Here is a 23856-nt window from a genome sequence, read left to right as displayed (position 1 = left end):
CCCTCGCTCTAAGATTTAAGCCACGTGCTGAAGCTGGACTTCGCGATTGTGGAGAAAGCAGGCTTTGCTGAACAGCGTGAGGTCGAGCTGGTTCGGCAGGCGGACATCCGCCAGATCCGGCAAACCCTTGCCATCAGCCTCGAAGGATCGGTCGATCTGCGAGATGAAGGCTAGCACGATACCGGTTTCGCGAGCGAAGGTCTGGAGTGCAGACACTTGTTCCGAAAGGCCGGGCTTGCTGCGCTGCTGATCGAGGATCTGCAGATAGTCGATGACAGCCACCGTTCCGCGCGGCGCACCCGCGAGATGCCGCATGACATAATCGGCGCTGATCTCGTCCGAGGTTACGATCTCGATCTTCTCGCCAAGCGCTTCGCCTTCCGGCAGAGCATGAATACGCTTCATGGTCTGCTGTTCGGTATATTCGAGCGTGAAGAAGGTGGCCTTACGGCTTTCCCTGACGGCATCGAGCAGAAGCTGGAGGCCGAGCAGGGTCTTGCCGTGCCCAGGACGGGCGGCGATCAAAAGCAGATCGCCTTCGGCAAGCTGCGACAGCATGGGTGTGGCCGGTAGCAGCGTTTCATGCTGGGAAGCAAGCAGGCTCCAGGCCGTAAAACCTTCTTCCTGCGCGATACGGTCCAATGCCTGGTGAAGCGGGATCGTATCCGTACGCGCCAGCAATTTCGCACGGCGCTTCAGCTGATAGATGGGTGCAGACAGTTTCATTCAAACCTCCATTGCGAGCCGGAAACGCAACCCCTCCTTATGCGGTGCTTGAACAGATGGTTCGATGGTGGATGAACCCCGCATGGACGATGCTTTCCCGGCTGGAGGGAGGAGGCCTGGGTCGGGCCTTGTCCAAGAGGTAGCGGGCGTTGCGATTCGCGACAAGGGGGAAATGACGGCATCGGCGTGGGCTGTCGCTGAGCCGCTGCCTGCCGCTCGCTTCCCTTCCGGATTGGTGAATGCGCTGATAATGTCACGGTCTGATCCATCCCGACGATTCGTCCGCAATGCGAGCAGCGGCCTCTTTGCGAGTGGCCCCGGGATCGAGGTCGCGGCGTCGGCTCCAAACCCTGGAAAAAGCCATGTTTCACCTCAATCAATGCGCCCCTGATCGTCTTGCTGAATGAACTTGATCAGCATGAGACCAGCGCATTGGCTGAGCAGCCTGTCGCGCTCATCGCCAAGACCGTCTTGGAAGCGCCGATAAAGACGCTCATAGCTCAAGCGGAACGGGGAGCTGGCAGATATTTGGCTTCCATGCGCAGGCACGTTTCCTGCAATTCCCCGAGATCCGGCGATGTGTGCGTGGCCGGCATCCTCTTCATGCGTTACTGAAATGAGAAGGACATTCACGATGTCAAATACACCGGTTACATGCGAGGTGCGCTATCGCCTCGATCCGCAAAAGCTCGCGGAATTCGAAGCCTATGCGCAGATCTGGATGGGGCTGATCGAGCGCTGTGGCGGAACGCATCACGGCTATTTTCTGCCGCGCGAAAGACCCGATGGCACCGGCATGAGCTTTCCCGCTGCCGCGTCGGATGGAGCGGGCGATATTGCAATCGCACTCTTTACCTTTCCGGATGAGGAGAGCTATCTCAACTACCGCAGCAGCGTCGCCGCCGATCCTGAGGGTATCGCGGCCAATGCGCGCTTCGGGGACAATCCGCCCTTCAAGAGCTATGAACGCCTGTTTCTTCGACCGCTGCCGCGCGACGATTAGGCAAACCGAAGCTACAGTCGCCGACAGCAAACAGACAGCTTCGCCGCGCTACCCGATTGTTCGTCACCCGCAAGGGGCAACAACAAAAGGGTAAAAATCATGAAGCTGAAACTGATCGCCGCTCTCGCAATCCTGTCATTGACGCCGGCTTTGGCGCTTGCAAGTCCAAGCTGCACCGGCGAGCCGAAATCCAAATGGATGCCCGAGGCGGCCATGAAGGCGAAGATCGAAGCCATGGGCTATAAGATCAAGACCCTCGAAATCACCGGCAATTGCTACGAAATCTACGGCCGCGACAAGAACGGCGAACGCGCCGAAGTTTATTTCAATCCGGTCTCCGGCGACATCGTCCAGAAGGGCGATTGAGCGATGGCGGCCATCTCGTCGAAGAAGGAGGGCGCTGAGCCCTCCGATACCGCCCGCCAGACGATCCGGGTCTGGGACCCGGTCGTCAGGCTGTTTCACTGGACAATCGTTACCGCCTGCACGCTCAACCTCTTCTTTCTCGAAGAGGGCAAATACTGGCACCGCTTCACGGGTTATGTCGTTGCTGCGGCAATCGTCATTCGTATTCTCTGGGGTTTCGTCGGTACAAAACACGCTCGCTTTTCCGATTTCCTGCCGACGCCGCGCAGGGTCATGGAGCAGATCCTCGATATGATCGATGGCAATGATAAACGTTACCTTGGTCACAATCCGCTGGCATCGGTTATGATGCTGCTCCTGATGGCATTGCTGGCGGCAACTGCGCTGACCGGCTGGATGACGACGCTCGACGCCTTCTGGGGCGAAAAGTGGCTGGAGAAACTGCACGGCACCATCGCAAACGGCATCATGGTGCTTGCCTTCGTCCATGCCGGTGCGGCCATCGTCGAAAGCTGGAGGCACAGGGAAAACCTCGTCTGGTCGATGGTCACGGGTCGAAAGAAGGCATGAGGATACTGCTGATCGAGGATAGTCCCAGGCTTCGCGAACTGCTTTGCGAAGCCATCCGCGATGCCGGCTGGAAGATCGATGCCTTCGCGCTCGCGCAGGAGGGGCGGCTTGCATTGCAGGAAGCGGAATACGACCTGCTGCTTCTCGATCTCGGCCTGCCTGATGAGGACGGGATCGCCTTCCTGAGGTCGCTCCGGGCGACAAGGGTGCAGATGCCGGTTCTGGTGCTGACTGCACGCGGGGCGATCGACGAACGCATTGCCGGGCTCGATGCCGGCGCTGATGACTATCTCGTAAAGCCGTTTCACAACGGTGAGCTGATCGCCCGCATCCGCGCGCTGACGCGGCGCGCGCCGGCAACCATTATGCCGGTCCTGGAATATGCCGCACTTCAATATGATGTCGCCTCGCGCCGGGTGATCTGTGCCGGCGCCGAGATTGCGCTTGCGCCTTCGGAAAAGGGGCTGCTCGAACTGCTGATGCGCAATGGCGGCAGGGTGGTGCCCAAGCCGAAGATCGAGCACGCCTTCTCGGAATTCGGCGACGAACGCAGCAGCAATGCCGTCGAGCTTGCCGTTTCGAGACTGCGCAAGAAGCTGGAGGGGCATCCGACGAAGGCGCTGATCGAGACCGTCAGGGGTGTCGGCTACATGATGCGGGAGGCGCGCGCGTGAAGCAGATATCGCCGACACTGGGCGCGATCCTGGCGCGGCGGATCGCCTTCTTTGCGGTGCTGGCCATGGTGCTGCAGCTCGCCGTGATCTTCTCCGACTATTACTGGAATGTCGGGGAGCTCTCGCGGCTCTTCGTGGAGCAGGAAACCGAGCGGCTCGCCTCCGGCATTGCTGTGGAGGATGGCACAATCCACTACCGGCTTCCCGAAAGTGTCGAGGGGCGCTACAGCCAGGCGCAGACCGGCTATGTGGCCCGCATCCGCGAGGCCGACGGCGGGCTGGTTTTCCAATCCTGCGATGCCGCCTGCGAGAGCCGCTTCCTGCCGCCTGATGTCAATCCTCCGGATTTCTGGCTGCGATCGCTCAAGCCCGGCAAGCCGTTGACGCTCGTGGGCGGGCGCGCCTTTACGGTCGGCGGGCGGCGCTTCGTCGTCGATGTCGCGACGACGGGCGATCCGCAGGACGTGCTGTCGGACGTCTTCTGGAATGAGGTGCTCGAACACATGATCGTGCCGATGAGCATTCTGCTGGTGCTCGTGCTCGGTGCCACCCTGCTTTCCGTGCGCCAGGCGCTGAAACCGGTACGGATTGCGGCCGAGGCGGCCGAACGGATCGACCCGATGGACTCCCGCTCGCATCTGCAATTTCAGGAAATGCCACGGGAAATCGCTCATCTTGCCGAGGCGGTCAACCGGGCCTTCGAGCGTGTCGGCGAGCTGATGAAATCCCAGAAGATCCTGACATCGGGCATCGCGCACGAGGTGCGCACGCCGCTTGCGGCAATCAAGCTGGAGCTCGGCCATATCGACCATCCACGGGCGCGAAAGGCTGAAGCCGATCTCGACGACCTCGTGCGCTTCGTCGGCCAGATCACCGCGCTCGCGAGGCTCGATACATTCGATCACGGCATGTTCGAGGAGGTCGACCTCGTGGCGCTTGCATCCAGCGTGGTGGAGCAGCTGGCGCCCTGGGTTTATGAAAACGATCACTCGCTGGAATTTTCCGCGCAGGTGGATGCCGCCATCGTGCAGGGGGTGCCGGCCCTGCTGAAGGATGCCGTGCGCAACCTGATCGACAATGCCGTCCGCCACACGCCCGCGCATACCGATATCGTCGTGCGGGTCAGCCGCAATCTGATCCGCGTCGAGGATCGGCATCTCGCCGGTATCCGGCAAGCGTGCGATGTCACAGCCCATACGGACGGCCTTGGAATCGGCCTGAAGATCGTGGAGCGCATTGCCGCGATCCACCGGGGTTCGCTTCGCCGCTCTGCCGGCAGGCAGGGCCACATCTTCGATCTGGAAGTCGGCACATAGCCGCATCTGCACCACGCTTCCTTTACATCATCTGTTTTTCGAGGGTTCCATGATCAAATCCGTCGTTATTTCCGGCTGTTCGGGTGGCGGGAAATCAACATTGCTCGAAGAGCTTTCCCGGCGCGGTTATGCCACCGTCGAAGAGCCCGGACGCCGGATCGTGAAAGATGAACTGGCCGGGCAGGGCGCAGCCTTGCCCTGGGTCGATCCGGTGGCTTTTGCCCGGCGGGCGATCGCGATGGCGCTCGAGGATCAGAAACTGGCGGAGGCGCAGGCGGGCTGGACGTTTTTCGATCGCGGCCTGATCGATGCCGCCGCCGCGCTCCAGGCCGCTACCGGAGAAGCGGTGCTGGAGACGCTGCGGGACCGGCATCGTTATCACCAGACGGTGTTCCTGACGCCACCCTGGCCGGAGATCTATGTCAATGACCCGGAGCGACGGCACGGTTTTGAAGAAGCGGTTGCCGAATATGATCGACTGACCGTGGCCTATCCTGGAATCGGCTATGAGGTCGTCACTCTCCCGAGGGTCGATGTCGCCGCACGGGCGGATTTTCTGCTGAGCCAGCTGCAGGCCGTGTAATTTCCGGGAACCAAATTCGATGCAGCTTGTTCCTTATCCAATGCGGCAACCTAATTCCCCTCCCAAAGGTTGATCGTTCCCAGCGATCGCTGCGTTGATCCTGCAAATGAAGACCCTCGATTCCACTCCCGGACCGAGGGTTTCTTCTTGAAATTACCCGCTGTCCGATGCGGTTTTGAGATAGCCGATGACCGCGCGTTTGACGCGTAGCGCCAGCCCGTTCCTGTCCTCCTCGCCATGCTCGCCGGCGGCATCGATCATGCCCTTGATGATCGCCACCACATCGCGCGCAGCGACATCGATATCGGGCTGCGGCGGCATATCCGGCCGCAGCAGGGTATCGCGGGTGAGCTCGAAGAAGCGTTGCTTGATCTGCTCGGTCTCGGCATCGAGCGGCAGGCGCGCCTCTTCATAGTCCAGCAGGCGGGCAAGGGCAGGGCGTTCAAGCTGGAGGTGGACGCATGGGTTGATGAGGGCAGAGAGCGCCTCTTGGCCCGTCGGCCGATCGGCAGCACTTTCCGCATCTCCGACCAGTAACATCGTCTGCCGCAGGATCAGGGCGCCGATCAGCGCATCCTTGCGCGGGAAATATTGGTAGAGCGAACCGACGCTGACGCCAGCCTTTTCCGCGACCGCGTTGGTGGAAAAACCCTCGTGGCCGCGCTCCTCCAGAATGCGAGCTGCGGCCTCGACGATCGCGCTTACCGTGACAAGCGAGCGAGCCTGTTTGGGCGCTTTTCTGGGCGAGGAGCGGCTCTCGTAGGGGCTTTCGGACATTGCTGGAAACGGGGCCTGAAATGCGAGTAGCGGGAAAGCGAGTTATCGCTCACATTACCGGCGTCAGATCAAGCGCACAAGCGATCGGGCAACACAGCAGGATCTGAGATCTTCGAGCGCCTTACCGGGACCGGTGACGCGCATGCGACTTGCTATGTTTGCGATCACCCGCGCTGCAGGAACAGGAGAGTCACACATGTCAAACGAGACCAAGACCGCCATCGTCACCGGCGCATCCAGGGGCATCGGTGCGGCGATCGCCAGGCGGCTCGCAACCGATGGCTTCCATACCGTCGTCAATTATGCGGCAAATGCCGCCCAGGCCGAAGAGGTGGTTTCGGCCATCGCGGCGGCCAGCGGCCGGGCGCTGGCGCTCCGCGCTGATGTCTCCGACCCACAGGCGGTCGCCGACCTCTTCGAGCGCACCGAAGCGGAATTCGGAACCGTCGACGTGCTCGTCAACAATGCCGGCGTCACCACTTTCGGCCCGCTCTCCGACGTGAGCGACGAAGACTACCATCGCCTGATCGCCGTGAACCTCACCGGCACCTTCAACGGTATGCGCGAGGGTGCAAGGCGGGTGCGCGAGGGCGGCCGTATCATCAATCTCTCCACCAGCATCATCGGCCATTATTCACCGGGCAATGCCGTCTACACGGCGACCAAGGCGGCTGTGGAGGCGATGACGCGTATCCTTGCAAAGGAACTCGGCTCCCGCCGTATCACCGTCAATGCCGTGGCGCCCGGGCCGGTTGCGACCGAACTGCTGCTCGCCGGCCGCTCCCCGGAGCTGATCCAGCGCCTGACCAACGAGATCCCTCTCGGCCGGCTCGGGCAGCCCGAGGACATTGCCCGGATCGTGTCGTTTCTGGCGAGCGCTGAGAGCGGCTGGGTCAATGGGCAGGTGATCCGCGCGAATGGGGGGCGGAACTGATGTACGCTAGGCCTTTCTGAAGCGCGCGATTTCGGCGCGCATCCAGCTCGAATCTCCCCAGGTCGAAAGCCAGATCATGAGATCGGTGAGCGCGCCGATAACGGGCAGAAGCAGCGCGTGGCTGAGCCCGCGCGCCGTCTGCTTTTCCTCGGCCTCGTGCAGATGCGCCAGCTCCTCATCCTGGATCGAGGCGATGAGGGCATGAAGCTCCGGGTCTCTGGTCTGCAGGATGGCCAGTTGATCTTCCAGATGGCGATGAACGGTGCTTTCCACCGCCTCAGTGCAGATCCAGACCATGTTACGCCCGCCAAGCGCCGTCAGAAAACCGAGCACAAAACCGCCGAGGCTCCAGAAGGCCATCACACGGCAGGGCTTGGCGCCCCTTGTGGGCATGGCCTCGCGAAACAGGCGGCAATGCCTGATCTCGTCTTCCCGCATGTCCTGAAGCGCTGGCACGATATCAGGAAACAGGCGGCGGGCCATCCAGATCTGCGCCCCGTAGATGCGGATTGCGCCGAACTCGCCGGCGTGATTGACCTTGAGGATACGCCTGACGGTAACGGCCGGATCACGCTTGCTGACGATATCAGGCAGATTGTCCATGATCCGCGCGGCCCCGGCTTCCCTGTCTGCAATAGGCAATACTACCACCGCGATCGTCAATGGCAGGACACAGTCTATGAGCGGTATTTTTTCGACCTTATCGCCGATGGCCGGCAGCACAACATCACATAAAAGAGATGATCCTCCTGCTGCTTGACACGAAAAACGGCGGCGCGCATAAAAACTGTATGGGGTTGCGATCACCCCACGAGGCGACATGCCGAAGAATCGCGTCCATCGAAACCGAACAACGGAGGGACGCGTCATGCCTTCATTTCTCGAAATATCTTCAGATAAGCTCGCCCGTATCGTCGGCACACCCAATGCGCCTGTCATCGTCGATGTGCGCACCGAGGAGGATTTTGCCCGCGATCCGCGGCTTGTGCCGGGCTCGATCCGGAAATCTCACACCGATGTCACGGAATGGGCTGCTGGCTTCGCCGGCCCGGTCATCGTCGTCTGCCAGGCGGGCGGCAAGCTCAGCCATGGGGTGGCCGCCCATATCAGACATGCCGGGGGTGCTGCGGAGGTGCTGGAAGGCGGCTTCGAAGCCTGGATAGGCTCCGGCGGCGTGGCCGTGCCCATCGACAAGCTGCCGCCGCGCGACCGGCAGGGGCGGACTGTCTGGGTCACACGCGCGCGTCCGAAGATCGACCGCATCGCCTGTCCTTGGCTCATCCGGCGTTTCGTCGACCCTTCGGCGGTCTTTCTTTTCGTGCCGACATCAGACGTCGCCCTGGTTGCCGACCGCTTCGGTGCCACGCCGTTCGATATCGAGGAGGTTTTCTGGAGCCACCGCGGCGAGCTCTGTACCTTCGATGTGATGATCGAGGAATTCGGCCTTGCTTCGGGGCCGATGTCGAGGCTCGCAACGATCGTCCGCGGCGCCGATACCGCCCGGCCGGACCTTGCCCCTGAAGTGGCCGGCCTGCTGGCCGCATCGCTCGGCCTGTCGCGCATGTTTGTTGACGATCTCAAGCAGCTGGATGCCGGCATGCTGCTCTATGATGCCTTCTACCGCTGGTGCCGCGATGCCACGGACGAAACGCACAACTGGCCTTCCGCGAAAAAGGGAGGCTAACGTGACCAGTGCCGTCACCCATGCGACGCCCGATACAGGCGCGTCGCCAAACCCGCATGGCGTTACCTTCGGCGAGGCCTTTCGCGTCTGGCTGCGCGTTTCAGCCCTCAGCTTCGGCGGACCGGCCGGGCAGATCGCCGTCATGCATCGCATCGTCGTCGATGAGAAGAAGTGGATCGGCGAACAGCGCTTCCTGCATGCGCTGAACTATTGCATGCTGCTTCCGGGACCGGAGGCGCAGCAGCTTGCCATTTATATCGGCTGGCTGATGCACCGGACTGCCGGCGGTCTGGTTGCGGGCATCCTGTTCGTGCTTCCCGGCTTCCTGTCCATTCTGGCCCTGAGCTACCTCTACGTGACCCTCGGCAGCGTCGATGCCGTCGAGGGGCTGTTCTTCGGCCTGAAGGCGGCCGTGCTTGCCGTCGTCATTCAGGCGGTCGTCAGGGTCGGCGGCCGCGCGCTGAAGAACAGGGCGATGATCGGGATAGCGGCAGCCGCCTTCCTGGCGATCTTCGTCCTCCATGTGCCTTTTCCGGTTATCATCCTTTCAGCCGCCATCATCGGCTTCCTGGGATCGAAGTCGGGCTCCCGCCTGTTCCAGAGCGGCGGCGGGCACAGGTCGGCGGGCGGCGCGGTTCTGTCCGACGCCGACGCGCTGCTCGGAGAGGAGATACCTGATCACGCGCGACCGAACCTCCGCTGGTCGCTGAGGATCTCGTCGGTGCTGCTGATGCTCTGGCTGCTGCCGCTGCTGCTGCTCTATCTCTTCCTCGGACCCGACGATATCTTTACGCAGATCGGCGTCTTCTTCAGCAAGATGGCGATGGTGACTTTCGGCGGCGCCTACGCCGTGCTTGCCTATGTCGCGCAGGAAGCCGTCCAGCATTTCGGATGGCTGAAGCCCACCGAGATGCTCGATGGTCTGGGCATGGCGGAAACGACTCCCGGGCCGCTGATCATGGTTCTCCAGTTCGTCGGCTTCATGGGAGCCTATCGTGATCCCGGCAGCCTGAATCCGATGACCGCAGCCACGATCGCCGCCGTCCTGACGACATGGGTAACCTTCGTTCCCTGCTTTCTCTGGATCTTCCTCGGCGCTCCCTTCATCGAGAAGCTGCGCGGCAATGCTGCGCTGGCAGGCGCGATGTCGGCCATCACGGCGGCCGTCGTCGGCGTCATCCTCAATCTCGCGATCTGGTTCGGCCTGCACTTCCTGTTCCGGAGCGCCGAAGTTCACAGCCTTGGACTCTTCTCGATCGAGCTGCCCGTCTGGGCGTCGCTGTCGCTGCCATCGCTATTGCTGAGCCTTGCGGCAGCTATCGCGATCTTCCGGTTCAAACTGGCGGTCATTCCGGTCCTGCTCGGCTGCGCAGTGGCCGGGATGGTCTGGCCGGCCTGAGGTTCACCGGCAGCCGCATCATCGGAAGAACCGATGGCACCATCGGTTTCTTCCGTTTTTCTTCCGGTCCGGCGCAAGGCATCTGCTCTCCCAGCCAAGAAGGAGATGCAGATGACGGACATCAAAATAGAAGGCGCAGAGATTATCATCGTGGGCGGCAGTTCCGGCATGGGGCTGGCGCTGGCGCAGCGGCTGCTGGCCGAAGGGGCGCGGGTGACGATTGCCGGGCGCAGTGCCGAGAGGCTTGAGGCGGCGCGGCGGGAGCTCGGCGATCCTGCTGATCTTAAGACCACGGTCCTCGATCTCACGCGGGAGGAGGAGGTTGCCGTCTTTTTCCGCGATTGCGGGCCGGTCGATCATATCGTCAGCACGGCGGCGGATATCGACGGGGCTTACCAGCTTCTGCCGGATCTGCAGCTTTCGGCGGCTCAGCGGGTTATCGAGAGCAAGTTCTACGGGCCGCTGCTGCTCGCCAAATACGGCGCGCCGTGCCTGCCGCCGTCTGGCTCGATCACCTATACGTCAGGCGTGGCGGCCTATCGGCCGGCGGCGCGGGGTTCGGTTGTTGCAGCCGTCAATGCGGCGCTGGAAGGGCTGGTGCGGGCGCTTGCCGTGGAGCTTGCGCCTCTGCGCATCAACGCGGTATCGCCGGGATGGGTGGATACGCCGATCTGGAGTTTCGTTGCCGGTGACGCCAAGCAGGCGACGCTGGACGCGATGGCGAAGCGCTTGCCGGCGGGCCGTGTCGGCCGTCCAGAGGATATTGCCGATGCGATCCGCTTCCTGATCGGCAACGGCTTTACGACAGGCACTATCCTGCACGTCGAAGGCGGGCATCGGCTGGCCTGACCGGCCGGAAATCCTCGCTCGCCGATGCGAGTAATAGGGAAAGCGCCGGCGGCTGCACCCGCCGGCGCCGCCACAGCATGATGAGCGAGGCGGTGGGCGTGTCGCCCGGCCAGAGCAGTTCCGCGACATCGCCGCGCTCGACGGCCGGATTGGCGGCCAGACGCGGGACAAGACCGTAGCCGGCGCCGGATGCTACGAGGCGGATGATCGTCTGGATGCTGTCGGCCTGGGTGACGATATCGGGCGCGGCAATGCCAGCTTCGGCAAAGGCGGTATCGAACAGGCGGCGATAGACGCAACCGGTTTCCGTGGCGATGAAGGGTAGCTGGCTCAGGTCCGCAAGGTTCCCGGGCGGTATCGCCCCGGCATTGCGGCCCGCAATCAGCATCAGCGGTTCGCGCGAGACGAGGCGGGTCACGAACCGCTCGTCCTGTTCTCCGCGATCGAAGGTGATGGCGATATCGATCGAGCCGTCTTCCAGGCGGCGCTGCAATTCACCGCTGCCGGCGATCTTCAGCGTCAGGCCGATATCGGCATGGGCCCCGCGAAAGCGCGACAGGAAGGGAGCGAGCTTCTCCGCCGCGACGGTTTCTAGTGTGCCGATCGCAAGCGTCTGTCCGCCAAGACCGGCGGCGGCACGGATCGCCGCTTTCGCCTCGTCGTTCAGCGCCAGGATCTCCTCGGCATAGGCTTTCAGCGTGTCACCGGCCGGTGTCAGCGTCACCCCCTGTCGGGAGCGCTCGAAAAGCTGTACGCCCAATTCCTCTTCGAGCACCTGTATCTGGTCGCTGAGGCTCGACTGGGCGAGGTTCGCGTCGCCAGCGGCACGGGTGAAATTGCCGTGCTTTGCGACCGCAAGGAAGGTTTTCAATTGTCGTGGGTTCATCTCGGGCTCCGTGCTCCCCAGCAAGGATGGGCACTCGCTGCCTATATCAGGCGGCGGTGCGAAGAGGGAGTCTCTCCGCTTGGGCGTCACACCTCCGCGCCGGGTCCAGTAATGTTGACGGCAGCCGCCGGTTTGGCCAAGCTGCGTCGGTATTTGCAAGCAAAAGGGAGCCTTGCCGATGCCAGCCTCAGAGACATCCGTGATCGACTGGCTGCTCGCCTCCGACCCGGCCATCCGCTGGCAGGTGCTGCGCGATCTGCTGGATGCGCCCGAACCCGTCTGGTCCGCCGAGCGGCAGAAGGTCGAGCGGGAGGGGTGGGGTGCCAGACTATTGTCCTTTCAGGATGCCGATGGGCAATGGGCGGGCGGCTCGTTCCTTCCCAGCGATTTCACGCGCGAGGAATGGGAGGCGACCGGCCAGCCCTGGACGGCGACGAATTTTTCGCTGACGCAGCTTCGTGAATTCGGGCTCGATCCGCGCTCCGAGAGCGCAAGGAGAACTGTCGCGCTCATCGGCGGCAATTGCCGCTGGGACGAAGGCGGGCAGCCCTTCTGGGAGGGCGAGGTGGAGGAATGCATCAATGGCCGCACGGTTGGCGACGGCGCCTATTTCGGTGTCGATGTTTCGCCCATCGTAGAAAGATTACTCGGCGAGCGGCAGTCGGATGGCGGCTGGAACTGCGAGCGGGCAAATGGCTCGATGCGCTCGTCCTTCCACACAACGATCAATGTGCTGGAAGGGTTGCTGGAATATGAGCGGGCAACCGGCGGCACGGAGCAATCGCGCGAGGCAAGACGGTCGGGCGAGGATTATCTGTTGGCGCGGCACCTGATGCGGCGGCTCAGCACCGGCGAACCGGTCGACGAGAAGTTCATGCAGTTCCTGCACCCGAACCGCTGGCGCTTCGATGTGCTGCGGGCGCTCGATTACTTTCGCGCCTCAAGCCTGCTGACAGGGGCTGCGCCCGATATGCGGCTGAAGGAGGCAGTCGAATACCTCCGCTTACGGCAACTGGAGGATGGACGCTGGCCGCTCGACTGGCGCGTGTCCGGCAGGGCCTGGTTCGTGATGGATGACGGAGAGGGAGAGCCCTCACGCTGGGTGACGCTCAGGGCCCTCAGGGTGCTGAAATGGTGGGATGGCCGGCAGGCTGAACATGCCGTTGCGTGAAGCCGTTGCGACATCCGGCATTGTCCAGCGAAATAAGTGGTTTATGCCGGTGTGCTGAAGGCCGAAAGCCTGGCCTCGAACTCTTCCATCGTATCGAGAAACCAGCAGGTCGTGCCGCGATTGGCTTCAAGGACAAAGCTTTGCAGGGCGTTGCTACCGGCAAGCTCCGCATCGATCCTGCCGATGATGGCAATACGAACCTTGTAGTTGACGAATTTCTGGATCGCAGCACCTGCAATGCCTGAGCGGAGCGTCAGGAAACCCTCGGGCAGGCAGGCGACCGGCAGCACCACCCAATCGACAGCTTCGCCAAGTGCGTGGCCGATCAGATCGTTGATGCCGCTTTCAGCCGGTAACGGCTTGCCATCGGGATTGCGGAGGAGCACGCGAAAGCCGTGCGAGAGCCTGATATCATTGCTCACGGAATGTCCTTTCTGGTCAGCGGAGCGCCTTCAGATAAGCGTCCAGGTTGTTCAACAGTTCCGCCGTATCCGACGGCGTGCCGATCAGGATGAATTTCTGGAGCTGCCGTTCCGCATCATAGGCGGCGTTGAATTGCATTGCGTGCGGACGGCGATGCCGCGAGATCAGCATGGCCTGCATCAACACCGTCAGGCGGTTCGACATTTCGGCGGAGAGATCGGGCACCTCAACGACGCTGGTGACATAGACCTCGGCCTGCGGGGCCGGGCCGCTGTTGCTGACACCGGCGAAGGCTTCGAGGTCGGAGCGCAGGATGCGGTAGGATTTGCCGATGCGGGTGGCGCGCAAACGCTCTTCGCGGATGAGCCGCAGCACGGTCTTCGGGTGCAGTTTCAGGCGCTCGGCCGCCTGTTCAGCAGTGTAGAACTCTTCCGACATGATCCATATTATTCTCTATCGTGATTTTAATTTCGGATAATGAGGAATATTTCGGAATAATCAAGATCGATATTCGCCTTGATACGGATCAATGCGGAATGCCCCACAGTCGCCATGCTTCAGCGATCAAACCGAACGGAGCGGGCGATGGACGAGGCGATCAGGAAGACGATCCAGGCGATACTGGATGGGCAACGGATCATGAGCGTTGCAACGCTCCGGCCAGACGGCTGGCCGCAGGCAACGACGGTCGGCTACGTCAATGACGGGCTGACCCTCTATTTCCTCTGCGGCCGGGACAGCCAGAAGGCCGCCAATCTGACGCAGGACAACAGGTTGTCGCTGACGATCAACCCGGATGCCGGCCAGCTGATGCAGATCACCGGCCTGTCGATGGCCGCGCATGCGGAGAAGGTGGAAGACCCTGACGAGGCAGACAGGGTGCTCAAACTGATGCCGGCAAAATATCCGGTTCAGGAGGGTCTGGCGATCGCCATGCCCACGCGGGATCAGATCTGCATCTTCCGCGTTGTGCCGAAGGTGATTTCGGTGCTTGATTATTCCAAGGGGTTCGGGAACACCGATCTCGTCACGCTCTGATGCGGCCTGCCGCGCAGAAGCGGCAGCCTGGTGTTGACGGCGTGAAGGTCAGGCGCCCTTGGCGACCTTGGCGGCGCCCCAGAGCGAGCCGGGATTGGCACGGTTGGGATGGAGCGCCAGCATGGCGTCGAACAGTTCTCGCGCCGTCGTCGTTTCCAGCTCTAGCCTGTTGAAATCTCGAAGATATTGCTGGGTCTCGTCGATGATATGAGGATCGTCGTCATTTTCGGGGATCTTGTGGCCGGCGACGACGGCCTTCGGCTTCAGCTCTTTCAGCCGGTCCAGTGTTTCGATCCAGTGCAGCCGGCTCTCGCGCGTGGTTTCGCCGAGGTAGCAGTGGATACCGTTGTAGACGACGTCGCCGCCGACGATCAGCCCGATCGAGGGAACGTGGAGCGCGGTCGAGTGCGACATGTCGGTATGGCCGGCGTCGATCGGGATCAGCTTGTGGCCTTCGAGATCCAGGTCCGGTGCTTCAAGGACATCGGCGATAGCCATGTTCTCGGCGATTTCGCCGGGGAAGAGTTTGCGCCAGAAGCCGTCGAGCATGTCGGGTGCGCTCTGGCGGCGCATCGCCTCCACTACATCCGATATGGCATAGGCCTTCGTATCCGGGAAGCGTTTCAGCAAGGCACCGATGCCGAAGAAGTGGTCGCCGTGACCATGGGTGATGTATATCGCCTTCAGCCGCTTGCCGCTTGCTTCCAACCAGTCGGCGAGCGTCTTTGTCTGCGGTTCGGTCAGGAAGGTATCGACGAGCACGGCATCGCGTTCGCCCGAGATCAGCGTGGCGGAATTGGCGACCCACTGAAGGGATGGATCGCCAGCCGGCACATCGCGGCTGAGGCCGGGGCGGCGGATTGTCAGGACATCATAGCGCAAGCTGGGAGTGGGGCTTGAGGTCATGGTGGCAATTCCTTGAAAAGTTGGAGTTAAGACGGCTGAGCGAGCGGGAAAGTCCTTGATTTTTGTGGTCAAGCAATAAATATATGACCGGTCGTCTTTAATTATTCAAGAGGAAACGAACGTGGAAAAGTCGGCCCGCCGCGGCCCCAAGCCGAATATGCAAATGCGGGAGAGAATCATCGAGGCGGGCCTGAAGGAGATCCATGCCAATGGGTTTGCCGCGACCGGCATCCAGAAGATCGTCGATGACATCAATGTGCCTAAGGGTTCCTTCTACAATTACTTCGACAGCAAGGAGGCTTTCGGGGCCGAGATTTCCGATCGCTACTCAGAGCAGGCCCTTGCCCGGCTCACGGGTTTTCTTGGCGATGGCGACAAACCGCCGCTTCGCCGCCTCAAAGCCTATTTCGACGATCGCGCCGCATCCTTTGCCTTGAGAGGTCATGCGCAGGGCTGCGTGCTCGGCAATTTCAGTGCCGAGACGGTCGACCATAGCGAGTTGATCCGCCAGCATGTGGCAGCGCATTTCAACCGCTGGAGCGAAGTGATTGCGGCCTGCCTGGCCGAGGCGCAGGAAGACGGAACGCTTGCCGGCGACCTGCCGGCCGGGACACTTGCCGATTTCATCCTGAACAGCTGGGAGGGGGCGCTTCTGCGCATGCGCGCCGAACGCAGCGGGGCGCCGCTCGAGACATTCAAGCAGATGGTCTTTGACGTGCTGCTCCACGGCAAGGCGCCTTGAAGCCCATTTACCTCGGTTAAGGAGAGATTTCCCTTCCGGTTCGGGCATTTACCATCTTTTCCGACGTCACAGATCGGCAATAGTTCCAGCAGCTACAGCTGCCGGTAAGGCAGGCGTCAGGCGTTGCTGACAAGGATGGCGCCGCCGATGATAAGCAGGGTGCCGGCAGAGAGTTTCATGAGATCGACCTCGGCAGCCTCTCCCAGAAACACCGCGCCGACGGCCAGCGTCACCAGCACGTTGCAGCTCCAGATCGGTGCGAGTTTGGAGACCGGCACGCCGTAGGCAAAGAGCGCGAAGCTGATGAGGCCGGTGCCAAGGGCGAAACAGAGGCCGGCGATGGCGGCAAAGCCGATGCCTTCTGCCATCCAGGGCGCGGGCCGCCAGATCAGGGCGGAGATCCCGCCCGCAACTGCAAGCGTCAGGCCGAAGGCGATGAGATAGGCGGAGGAGCCTGCGCCCGATACGGCGCTGTGCTTCTGGAAAATAGCGGTAATGCCCCAGAGAATGGCGGGGGCCACGCCGCCGACGAACAAGGGCCAGAATGCAGTCATGATAAAACTCCTGTCGCACCGGACACGCTGAGGCCTTCAGGGAAGGCGATCGGGATGTGGTGCCACCAGACTAGGAGTTTCTTCTTGTTCTTTGTGGTCTTGTTGTTTTGCTGAAAGTTGGCAGATTCACGCGCCGTCAGCAAGCAGCCGGATGGCTGTCACGCTCTCTTTTCTGCCTGGGCGGTGGCCATGGCGATCTCGCCGACCTCGGCCAGCGTCACCTTCTGGAATTCCCTCTGCAGCGCCTGCTCGGCGCTTTGATAGGCAAGCTGCAGCTTGGCATTGGCGGCGCGTTCGACCGGGCAAGAAGGGTGATCGTTGGAGAGCGGCGCATCCAGAATGGTTTCGCCCTGCAGGGCGCGCTGCACATCCAGAATGGTGATCTCGGAAAGCGGTCTCGTCAGCGACCAGCCGCCGCCACGGCCGCCCTCGGATTCGACGATGCCGTGCTGGCGCAGCGACGCCATGGTGCGGCGAACGACGACGGGATTGGTGTTGAGCATCTGGGCGATGCGCTCGCTTGTTTCCCGGCCGCTAAGCAGCCCCATATGGACGAGGACATGGATCATCCGCGCCAGTCTTCCGTCTTGCCGCATCTGCGCTTCCCTCCATAGCGTAACAAATAGTGTTACGGTATATTGACTCCTGTTTTCTGTAACGTAAAAAGATACGGAATTAAAGATTCGATGTCGCCCGGAAGCGTTTTTCCGAAGGCGACGGGCTTATTATCGAGGAGGCAGCGATGCAGCAGCGCATGATTGAAACCGCAACCTTGAGAATGAACATTGCCGAAGCCGGCGAGGGGCCGCTGGTGCTGCTCTGCCATGGGTTTCCGGAGACCTCGCATGCCTGGCGCCATCAGATTACCGCACTTGCCGGGGCGGGCTTCCATGTCGTGGCGCCCGATATGCGTGGTTATGGCCGAACGGAAAGCCCTGATGAGACCGGCGCCTATACAGTCTTCGATCTCGTGGCCGACATGGTTGCGCTCGTCGATGCGCTTGGTGAGGAAAAGGCGGTCATCATCGGCAACGACTGGGGTGCGACGGTTGCCTGGCAGGCCGCACTGATGCGGCCGGACAGGTTCCGGGGCATTGTCGCGATGAGCGTGCCTCTCATGGGCCAGCCGCCCGTGCCACCGACGAAGATCTTTCCGGCGACAGGGGATCACCTGCTCTATGTGCTCTATTTCCAGAAGCCGGGATTGGCGGAAGCCGAGTTCGAGCGGAATGTGGATGTCACGCTGCGCAAGATCTATGGCGCCGCCTGCGGCGAGGCGGGTCCAAGACTGCCAGGCGACGGAACGCCCAATCCGTTTGGCATGGTCTCGCGCGCATCCGGTCTGCTTGCTGATCTGCCCAACGGGGAAACGCTGCCTGAATGGCTGCCGCAAGCCGACCTCGATGTCTTTGCCGATGCATTCAAGGCGTCAGGTTTTCGCGGCGGGTTGAATTATTACAGGAACCTCGACCGGAACTGGGAATTGCAGAAAGGTTTGGCGGGGCTGAAAGTCGAGGTTCCCGCGCTGTTCATGGCCGGTGAACGCGACACGGGCCTTGCCATCCCCGGTATGCGGGAGATTATCGATGCGATGCCACGGCTCGCGCCTGGCCTCAGGGCGACGCAGTTTGTGGCCGGTGCGGGCCATTGGCTGCCGCAGGAACGCCCGGCGATCGTCAGCCGCGCGATTATCGATTTCGTGCAGGCTTTGTGACCAGTTTAATGCCCGTCATCCAGCATCGCCTCGAGCGTGGCGATCAGTTCGCGGCTGCCATTGCGATCATCGGCAATGGTCTGGAAGACGCCGGCCATGCCCTTGAAGATGAGGGCAGCGGGATCGTCGGCTCCGAGGAACTCGGAGATTTCTTCCATTTCCGCCACCCAACGATAGGCCTTCGGAAACATGTCCGGGATGGAATGGCGTAGCCGCTTCAGATGCTCGGCCTGGCTTTCGGCCAGTTCTACCTTCAATGCCTCGCTGGCACCGGAGCGCGCAGCGGCAAGCAGCATGGCGGCGGAGAGACCGGTGATGCCCTTGTTGATGCCGGCATAACACATCTTCAAGGCGGAGGCTGCTCCAACAGGGCCTTTCACGCGGCGGATCTTCAGGCCGAAGCGGGAGAGGAGATCGGGTTCGCCTGCGAGATCGCCGCTGATGCAGACGACTGGGCCGGCCTTGCCGGAAACCGGCGGGCCGCCGATGATCGAGCCGTCGATTGCCTTGACGCCTGTGGAAGCAAGGCCTGCGGCCAGCTTTTCCATGGTCTTCGGGCTGATGGCATTGAGATCGACGAAGGGTGGTTTTTTGCCGCTGTCGCGAAGCACCGGAACAATGAGATCCGCGACCTTCTGCGCTTCGGCCGGCGGAACGATGGAGAGGATGATATCGGCCTCGGCGAATGCCGAAATCGGAGCGGCGACGAGGCCCGTTGCGCGGGCGCGTTCGATCGTCGCTTCACTGCGGCCATCGAGAAAAGTGATGACCTTGGCGCCGGATTCGGCGAGGCGACGGCCAACGGCGCTGCCCATGGCGCCGGCGCCGAACAATGCAATGGTAATGGACATTGACGGATATGACCTCTTTGGCGGGGATGCGGAGAGACTAGGGCGGGATGGTCGATGCCGCAAGGCAGGTGCGGCCTTCAGTCCGCAGCTTCGGGCCAATCAGATCTTCGAGTCCGCACTCGGTTCGAGCGTTTCGGCGCTGGCGAATTTCAGGATGCCTGAGAATGGGTCGGCGCTCAGTTCCGTACTATCGCGCAAGTAATTCGCACGTTCAAGCATTCATAATCCGGGTCGGTCGCCTTAGCTTGGCATGCCGTCGATTGGCGGTTTCGCACAGACATCGCATCGAGAGAGAAGTTTCATTGACATTGAGCAGACGAAAACTTGGCAGTCAGGGACTGGAAGTCGGAGCAATCGGCCTCGGTTGCATGGGCATGAGCCAATCCTACGGGCCAGCCGACGAGGCGGAATCGATCGCGACCCTGCACCGCGCCATCGAGCTTGGTTGCGATTTCTTCGACACGGCCGAAAACTACGGCCCATTCAAGAACGAGGCTCTTCTTGGCAAGGCGTTCAGGGATCGGCGCGAGAAGGTGGTGATCGCGACCAAATTCGGCTCACGCTTCGACGGCGACAGGATCGTCGGCACAGATAGCAGGCCGGAGAACATCATCCGGGTTGTCGAGGGCTGCCTCAGCCGGCTACAGACCGATCATATCGACCTGCTTTACCAGCACCGCCTCGACAGGAGCGTGCCGATCGAGGACGTGGCCGGCACGGTCAGGGATCTGGTCATTGCGGGCAAGGTGCGCTTCTTCGGGCTTTCGGAGGTCGGTATCGCCAATCTTCGCCGCGCCCATGCCGTCCATCCTGTTTCGGCGCTGCAAAGCGAATATTCGCTCTGTGAGCGGAATCTGGAGCCTGAGATCATTCCGGTTCTGCGGGAGCTTGGGATCGGTCTTGTGCCGTTCTGCCCTCTGGGACGCGGTTTCCTCGCCGGTGGCGTGAAGCGGGCAGAGGACTATCCGGAAGGCGATACGCGGCGGATCGATCCGCGTTACCAAGGTGCAAATTACGATTCCAACATGCAGGCGGCGCAGATCGTCTTCGACATAGCGGCAAGCAAGGGCGTGAAGCCCGGGCAGATCGCGCTCGCCTGGCTGCTGCACAAGGGCGACGATATCGTGCCGATCCCCGGCACCAAGCGCAGATCCTATCTGGAAGAGAATGTTGTTGCTGCCTCTATCCGCCTGGATGCTGAGGAGATGCAGAGGCTCGATGCAGCGCTGGTGACCGGGACGATATCCGGGAACCGCTATGCGGACTGGATCATGGCGACCATTGACCGTTAATCCCGCATCCTGAGCTCATCCGTCTGCATCTGCAGGGAGCCGAGTGTCTCAAGGAAACTCATGCCGAGCAGGCTCTGGTCGAGCCTGCCGTCTTCGGCAACGGACGCGGCGACATTGCTGCGCACGATCGGGCCGATCGCGACCTGATCGAGGGTAACAGGGGCGGCGCGGGCGCGACCGTTGGCGGTCATCACTGTCATGGAATAGGTGAGCTGCTTCGGGTCTATGCCGATGCGCAGCGCGTCGGCATGCGAGAGCGCCACCATGCTGGCGCCGGTATCGACCAGCATCGGTACCGACTGGCCGTTGACCGAGACCTCGGCCTCGAAATGGCCATTCAGCATCTTGTGGACGATGACTTCCTGCCCGCCTTCGCTCGTCGTAACCACCACGGCGCGGCCGGGCACGAGGCCGGCGAGCAGGCGGTTGCCGACGGCCATTGCGTCCTGGCGGTAGAGGTAGGCGGTGGCGAGCGCCAAGATGATGACGAGCCAGATCATCAGCTGGCGCAGGGTCTGGCCGATATTCTGGCGGCTGCCCCAGATGCCGGCTGCCAGCATCAGAGCGATCGGCAACAGGTAGACGAAGCGGCCGAAATCGTCGCTTTCGAGGCCCATGATGCGGCTCTGGTCATTGTTGAGGAGCAGGACGGCAAGGCCGATGACAATGACGGCAAGCAGGAGGATAAGGCGCATCAGCCGATGGCCTCCAGCAGTTTGGTCGATTCGGGAGCGAGTGCCGTGAGCCGCGCGGGCAGGTCTTCCATGATGGTTTCGCGTTCTTCATCGGAAAAGCGCATCCAGCCGGCGATCTCATCCGTTGTGCGGCCGCATCCGGCGCAGAGACCGGTGATAGGATCCAGGGAGCATACGCGGATGCAGGGTGTTCGCATGGGCGATATATCGGGATTTCAGAGGGCCATGGCAAGGGCGCAAAAGGCTGCGACCTCGCAAATCTGCTGGGTGGCGCCGAGCGTGTCACCGGTGTGGCCACCGAGCCTGCTGCGGATGAACCAGGTGAAGGCGAGCGTCGAGAGACCGGCGGCGAGAAGGGCCGAGACGAACGGCAACAGACCGAGTGCCGGCCAGACGAACATGGCTGTGATAAAGCCTGCTGTGACGAGGGCGATCTGCATCGTCACTTCCGCTGGGCTTCCGGCGGAAGAAGCGAGCCCATCCGGCTTTGCGGCGGGAAGGCGCTGCCAGTGCCATGCGATCGCCCCGCGACTCAGAGCGGCCACAGCCGGAATTGCAAGGGCGGCCGCAAAGGGCGGCGCCTCGCGAGCAATGGCGGCAAGTGCCGAGGCCCGCAGGGCGAAAGAGAGGATGAGGGCGATCGCGCCGTAACTGCCGATGCGGCTGTCCTTCATGATGAGCAGGCTCTGCTCGCGGGATTTGCCGCCGCCGATACCGTCAGCCGTATCGGCAAGCCCGTCCTCGTGCAGCGCGCCGGTCAGGATCGTCTGCACAGCGAGCGCTACCAGTGCGGCCATCAGCCGGTCGGCGCGAAATGCCAGCATCAGCAGGAAGACGAGAGCGGGCAGGGCGCCGATGACGAGCCCGGCCAAGGGGAAGACACGAACCAGCCGGCCAAGCTTGCCGTCATAGCCGGTAAAGAGCCATGGCGGCACGGGAATGCGGCTCAAGAAAGCCACCGCGCGCGCGGCATCGACCACGATGTCCTTTATCATTCCTGGGATCATTCTCTGCTGCCCCCGCCTCTCCGCAGCGTCTTTGTCTCCCTGCGGCTTTTGGCGCCGTGTGCTTTTTCACATTGTTCGCCTGGGCCGCTCGCTTTAAGAGAGTCGCCACGCAAAGAACCCGATTTGCCGGGAAAAGACAAGAATACAAGGAAAGCCATTCAGATGAGCGTTTCAGGCCTGCCGTTCGACGATTTTCGCGCCCTTCTTCGTGACCTGCCGGGACCGGATGCCCGCGCGCTGGTCGCCGCCCGCGAACGCGACGCGCAGCTGACGAAGCCGCCAGGCGCGCTTGGACGACTGGAAGAGATCGCTTTCTGGCTCGCCGCCTGGACGGGCAAGCCGCCTGCCGTCAACCGGCCGCTGGTGGCGATCTTCGCCGGCAATCATGGGGTCGTACGGCAGGGCATCACGCCTTTTCCGCCTGAAGTCACGCAGCAGATGGTGGAGAATTTCGCCGCTGGCGGGGCGGCGATCAACCAGATCTGCGTCGCCTATGATCTCGGCCTGAAAGTCTTCGACCTGGCGCTCGATTACCCGACCGGCGACATCACCCAGGAAGCAGCGCTGACCGAGCGCGACTGCGCCGCCACCATGGCCTTCGGCATGGAAGCGATTGCCGGCGGCACGGATCTGCTCTGCATCGGCGAAATGGGCATCGGCAACACGACGATCGCGGCTGCCATCAATTATGCGCTTTATGGCGGCACGGCGCGCGACTGGGTCGGCCCCGGCACCGGTTCGGAAGGCGAGATGCTGGAGCGCAAGATCGATGCCGTCGAGCGCGCCGTGGAACTGCACAGCGATCACCTCGACGATCCCCTGGAAATCATGCGCCGGCTCGGCGGTCGCGAGATTGCGGCGATGGCGGGCGCGATCCTTGCGGCACGCATGGAGCGTATTCCGGTGCTGATCGACGGTTATACGGCAACCGCTGCCGGCGCGATCCTGCGGGCGGCCAACCCTTCCGCGCTCGATCACTGCCTGATCGGCCACGTTTCTGCCGAGCCGGGCCATCTGCGGGCCATCGAACAACTTGGCAAGACGCCGCTTCTGGCGCTCGGCATGCGGCTTGGCGAGGGCACGGGTGCAGCGCTCGCTGCCGGCATCGTCAAGGCGGCTGCAGCCTGCCATTCCGGCATGGCGACCTTCAGTCAGGCCGGCGTTTCCGGCAAGCATTGATGTGGTCGGAGCCGCAACCCGACCAGCGCATTGCTTGCGCTGGGATCGGGGAAACGGTATCTGCGTATCCGCTCATGAATGGAAGCGTCGGCAAAAGACCGGCGTGGAGGAAACGAGGCGCCTTTGACGAAACCTGCCGTGACCAAGGAAACGGGATTTCGCCATTTCGTGGCAGCGGCCAGCTATTCCTGGGCTGGCTTCCTGCGGGTCTTCAGGGAAGCGGCGTTCCGGCAGGAGCTCGGCTTCTTCGCCGTGGCGCTGATTGCGCTTTTTCTCGTCGGTGCGGATGCAACGGAATTCGTCGTCACGACGGTGCTTTTCCTCGGGCTGTTTTCCATCGAGGCGATGAATACGGCGGTCGAGGAAGTGATCGACCGGATTTCACCCGAGATCTCCATCGTCGGCAAACATGCGAAGGATCTCGGCTCCTTCGCCGTCACCTGCATGATCGCCGCCTGCTGCCTTTATCTCGGCTTCGTCGTCGTCAGGCATCTGTTCTTTTAACTTATGGGGGAAG

30 protein-coding genes are annotated in these 23856 nt (G+C 62.0%); 17 read left to right on the top strand and 13 right to left on the bottom strand.

Going from position 1 to position 23856, the window contains the following annotated elements; genetic code table 11:
* Positions 1-15 precede the first annotated feature (15 nt).
* On the bottom strand, positions 16-726 hold the full coding sequence (locus J2X71_RS29560) for a DNA helicase (RefSeq protein ID WP_310387862.1): 711 nt from the start codon (positions 724-726) through the stop codon (positions 16-18).
* A 634-nt stretch (positions 727-1360) separates the two neighbouring features.
* Between J2X71_RS29560 and J2X71_RS29555 the strand changes: the two genes are divergently transcribed.
* The 6 genes from J2X71_RS29555 (at position 1361) to J2X71_RS29530 (ending at position 5238) form a co-directional block, all read left to right on the top strand.
* Entirely contained in the window at positions 1361-1729 is a 369-nt protein-coding gene (locus J2X71_RS29555; RefSeq protein WP_310387860.1) for an NIPSNAP family protein, read from the top strand.
* Positions 1730-1828: 99 nt separating this feature from the next.
* Positions 1829-2095, top strand: coding sequence for a PepSY domain-containing protein (locus J2X71_RS29550; RefSeq protein WP_310387858.1), 267 nt, complete (start codon positions 1829-1831; stop codon positions 2093-2095).
* Between the two features lie 3 nt (positions 2096-2098).
* A complete protein-coding gene (locus J2X71_RS29545) occupies positions 2099-2665 on the top strand; it encodes a cytochrome b/b6 domain-containing protein (RefSeq protein ID WP_310387856.1) in 567 nt (188 codons plus the stop codon).
* Complete coding sequence (locus J2X71_RS29540; protein WP_025669134.1) at positions 2662-3339, top strand: response regulator transcription factor; 678 nt, start codon at positions 2662-2664, stop codon at positions 3337-3339. Before J2X71_RS29545 ends, J2X71_RS29540 begins: the two co-directional genes overlap by 4 nt.
* Positions 3336-4655, top strand: a complete 1320-nt coding sequence (locus J2X71_RS29535; RefSeq protein ID WP_310387852.1) for an ATP-binding protein — start codon at positions 3336-3338, stop codon at positions 4653-4655. Before J2X71_RS29540 ends, J2X71_RS29535 begins: the two co-directional genes overlap by 4 nt.
* A gap of 49 nt (positions 4656-4704) precedes the next feature.
* The gene (locus J2X71_RS29530) at positions 4705-5238 is read left to right on the top strand and encodes an AAA family ATPase (RefSeq protein WP_310387850.1); all 534 of its coding nucleotides are present in this window, start codon (positions 4705-4707) and stop codon (positions 5236-5238) included.
* A 153-nt stretch (positions 5239-5391) separates the two neighbouring features.
* Here J2X71_RS29530 and J2X71_RS29525 read toward each other — a convergent pair whose 3' ends face one another.
* On the bottom strand, positions 5392-6015 hold the full coding sequence (locus tag J2X71_RS29525) for a TetR/AcrR family transcriptional regulator (RefSeq protein ID WP_310387848.1): 624 nt from the start codon (positions 6013-6015) through the stop codon (positions 5392-5394).
* A 196-nt stretch (positions 6016-6211) separates the two neighbouring features.
* Here J2X71_RS29525 and J2X71_RS29520 point away from each other — a divergent pair, with 196 nt between their 5' ends.
* A complete protein-coding gene (locus J2X71_RS29520) occupies positions 6212-6949 on the top strand; it encodes an SDR family oxidoreductase (RefSeq protein ID WP_310387846.1) in 738 nt (245 codons plus the stop codon).
* A gap of 6 nt (positions 6950-6955) precedes the next feature.
* On the opposite strand, the gene J2X71_RS29515 is transcribed toward J2X71_RS29520, so the two are convergent.
* Entirely contained in the window at positions 6956-7552 is a 597-nt protein-coding gene (locus J2X71_RS29515; RefSeq protein WP_310388019.1) for a demethoxyubiquinone hydroxylase family protein, read from the bottom strand.
* A gap of 265 nt (positions 7553-7817) precedes the next feature.
* Between J2X71_RS29515 and J2X71_RS29510 the strand changes: the two genes are divergently transcribed.
* The 3 genes from J2X71_RS29510 to J2X71_RS29500 all read left to right on the top strand — a co-directional run bounded on the left by J2X71_RS29510 (position 7818) and on the right by J2X71_RS29500 (position 10881).
* Positions 7818-8633, top strand: coding sequence for a sulfurtransferase/chromate resistance protein (locus J2X71_RS29510; RefSeq protein ID WP_310387844.1), 816 nt, complete (start codon positions 7818-7820; stop codon positions 8631-8633).
* A gap of 1 nt (position 8634) precedes the next feature.
* A complete protein-coding gene (gene chrA / locus J2X71_RS29505; RefSeq protein ID WP_310387842.1) occupies positions 8635-10032 on the top strand; it encodes a chromate efflux transporter in 1398 nt (465 codons plus the stop codon).
* Positions 10033-10143: 111 nt separating this feature from the next.
* The gene (locus J2X71_RS29500; protein WP_310387840.1) at positions 10144-10881 is read left to right on the top strand and encodes an SDR family oxidoreductase; all 738 of its coding nucleotides are present in this window, start codon (positions 10144-10146) and stop codon (positions 10879-10881) included.
* Here the strand turns inward: J2X71_RS29500 and J2X71_RS29495 are convergent.
* Positions 10844-11767: a LysR family transcriptional regulator gene (locus J2X71_RS29495; RefSeq protein ID WP_310387838.1), complete on the bottom strand. Its 924-nt coding sequence runs from the start codon at positions 11765-11767 to the stop codon at positions 10844-10846. The two genes, J2X71_RS29500 and J2X71_RS29495, sit on opposite strands and share 38 nt — an antisense overlap.
* Before the next feature lie 178 nt (positions 11768-11945).
* Between J2X71_RS29495 and J2X71_RS29490 the strand changes: the two genes are divergently transcribed.
* On the top strand, positions 11946-12938 hold the full coding sequence (locus J2X71_RS29490) for a squalene cyclase (RefSeq protein WP_310387836.1): 993 nt from the start codon (positions 11946-11948) through the stop codon (positions 12936-12938).
* Positions 12939-12979: 41 nt separating this feature from the next.
* On the opposite strand, the gene J2X71_RS29485 is transcribed toward J2X71_RS29490, so the two are convergent.
* Together J2X71_RS29485 and J2X71_RS29480 are read right to left on the bottom strand one after the other, a co-directional pair.
* Positions 12980-13360, bottom strand: coding sequence for a DUF4180 domain-containing protein (locus tag J2X71_RS29485; protein WP_310387834.1), 381 nt, complete (start codon positions 13358-13360; stop codon positions 12980-12982).
* Positions 13361-13376: 16 nt separating this feature from the next.
* Positions 13377-13799 (bottom strand): helix-turn-helix domain-containing protein, encoded by a 423-nt coding sequence (locus J2X71_RS29480; protein ID WP_310387832.1) that lies wholly within the window; start codon positions 13797-13799, stop codon positions 13377-13379.
* 147 nt (positions 13800-13946) lie between these two features.
* Here J2X71_RS29480 and J2X71_RS29475 point away from each other — a divergent pair, with 147 nt between their 5' ends.
* Complete coding sequence (locus J2X71_RS29475) at positions 13947-14399, top strand: pyridoxamine 5'-phosphate oxidase family protein (protein ID WP_310387829.1); 453 nt, start codon at positions 13947-13949, stop codon at positions 14397-14399.
* 48 nt (positions 14400-14447) lie between these two features.
* Here the strand turns inward: J2X71_RS29475 and J2X71_RS29470 are convergent, their stop codons facing one another.
* The gene (locus tag J2X71_RS29470; protein WP_310387828.1) at positions 14448-15305 is read right to left on the bottom strand and encodes an MBL fold metallo-hydrolase; all 858 of its coding nucleotides are present in this window, start codon (positions 15303-15305) and stop codon (positions 14448-14450) included.
* Positions 15306-15468: 163 nt separating this feature from the next.
* On the opposite strand from J2X71_RS29470, the gene J2X71_RS29465 reads away from it, so the two are divergent.
* Positions 15469-16047: a TetR family transcriptional regulator C-terminal domain-containing protein gene (locus J2X71_RS29465; protein ID WP_310387827.1), complete on the top strand. Its 579-nt coding sequence runs from the start codon at positions 15469-15471 to the stop codon at positions 16045-16047.
* Positions 16048-16163: 116 nt separating this feature from the next.
* Here the strand turns inward: J2X71_RS29465 and J2X71_RS29460 are convergent, their stop codons facing one another.
* Both J2X71_RS29460 and J2X71_RS29455 read right to left on the bottom strand, forming a co-directional pair.
* Positions 16164-16601: a hypothetical protein gene (locus J2X71_RS29460; RefSeq protein ID WP_310387826.1), complete on the bottom strand. Its 438-nt coding sequence runs from the start codon at positions 16599-16601 to the stop codon at positions 16164-16166.
* A gap of 158 nt (positions 16602-16759) precedes the next feature.
* Positions 16760-17197 (bottom strand): Rrf2 family transcriptional regulator, encoded by a 438-nt coding sequence (locus J2X71_RS29455; RefSeq protein WP_310387824.1) that lies wholly within the window; start codon positions 17195-17197, stop codon positions 16760-16762.
* Between the two features lie 146 nt (positions 17198-17343).
* Here J2X71_RS29455 and J2X71_RS29450 point away from each other — a divergent pair, with 146 nt between their 5' ends.
* Positions 17344-18315 (top strand): alpha/beta hydrolase, encoded by a 972-nt coding sequence (locus J2X71_RS29450; RefSeq protein ID WP_310387822.1) that lies wholly within the window; start codon positions 17344-17346, stop codon positions 18313-18315.
* 5 nt (positions 18316-18320) lie between these two features.
* On the opposite strand, the gene J2X71_RS29445 is transcribed toward J2X71_RS29450, so the two are convergent.
* Positions 18321-19166 carry a DUF1932 domain-containing protein gene (locus J2X71_RS29445; protein ID WP_310387820.1) on the bottom strand — a complete coding sequence of 282 codons (846 nt, stop codon included), beginning with the start codon at positions 19164-19166 and terminating at the stop codon, positions 18321-18323.
* 302 nt (positions 19167-19468) lie between these two features.
* Between J2X71_RS29445 and J2X71_RS29440 the strand changes: the two genes are divergently transcribed.
* Positions 19469-20458 (top strand): aldo/keto reductase, encoded by a 990-nt coding sequence (locus tag J2X71_RS29440; RefSeq protein ID WP_310387818.1) that lies wholly within the window; start codon positions 19469-19471, stop codon positions 20456-20458.
* Here the strand turns inward: J2X71_RS29440 and J2X71_RS29435 are convergent.
* From J2X71_RS29435 to J2X71_RS29425, 3 genes are read right to left on the bottom strand one after another with little or no spacing between them, the layout of a single operon-like run.
* Positions 20455-21153, bottom strand: a complete 699-nt coding sequence (locus J2X71_RS29435; protein ID WP_405049769.1) for a TIGR02281 family clan AA aspartic protease — start codon at positions 21151-21153, stop codon at positions 20455-20457. The genes J2X71_RS29440 and J2X71_RS29435 overlap by 4 nt on opposite strands.
* Positions 21153-21350: a DUF1289 domain-containing protein gene (locus J2X71_RS29430; protein WP_310387816.1), complete on the bottom strand. Its 198-nt coding sequence runs from the start codon at positions 21348-21350 to the stop codon at positions 21153-21155. The genes J2X71_RS29435 and J2X71_RS29430 overlap by 1 nt, the downstream gene beginning before the upstream one ends.
* Before the next feature lie 18 nt (positions 21351-21368).
* A complete protein-coding gene (locus tag J2X71_RS29425; RefSeq protein WP_310387815.1) occupies positions 21369-22148 on the bottom strand; it encodes an adenosylcobinamide-GDP ribazoletransferase in 780 nt (259 codons plus the stop codon).
* Between the two features lie 174 nt (positions 22149-22322).
* Between J2X71_RS29425 and cobT the strand changes: the two genes are divergently transcribed.
* On the top strand, positions 22323-23339 hold the full coding sequence (gene cobT, locus J2X71_RS29420) for a nicotinate-nucleotide--dimethylbenzimidazole phosphoribosyltransferase (RefSeq protein ID WP_183734779.1): 1017 nt from the start codon (positions 22323-22325) through the stop codon (positions 23337-23339).
* Between the two features lie 123 nt (positions 23340-23462).
* Positions 23463-23843 carry a diacylglycerol kinase gene (locus tag J2X71_RS29415; protein WP_310387812.1) on the top strand — a complete coding sequence of 127 codons (381 nt, stop codon included), beginning with the start codon at positions 23463-23465 and terminating at the stop codon, positions 23841-23843.
* The last annotated feature ends 13 nt before the right edge of the window (positions 23844-23856 follow it).

The sequence above is a fragment of the Rhizobium sp. 1399 genome (assembly GCF_031455475.1).
Lineage (GTDB): Bacteria > Pseudomonadota > Alphaproteobacteria > Rhizobiales > Rhizobiaceae > Rhizobium.
The sequence above is the reverse complement of the archived record's forward strand: the minus strand, read 5'-3'. Positions and strand labels throughout refer to the sequence as shown.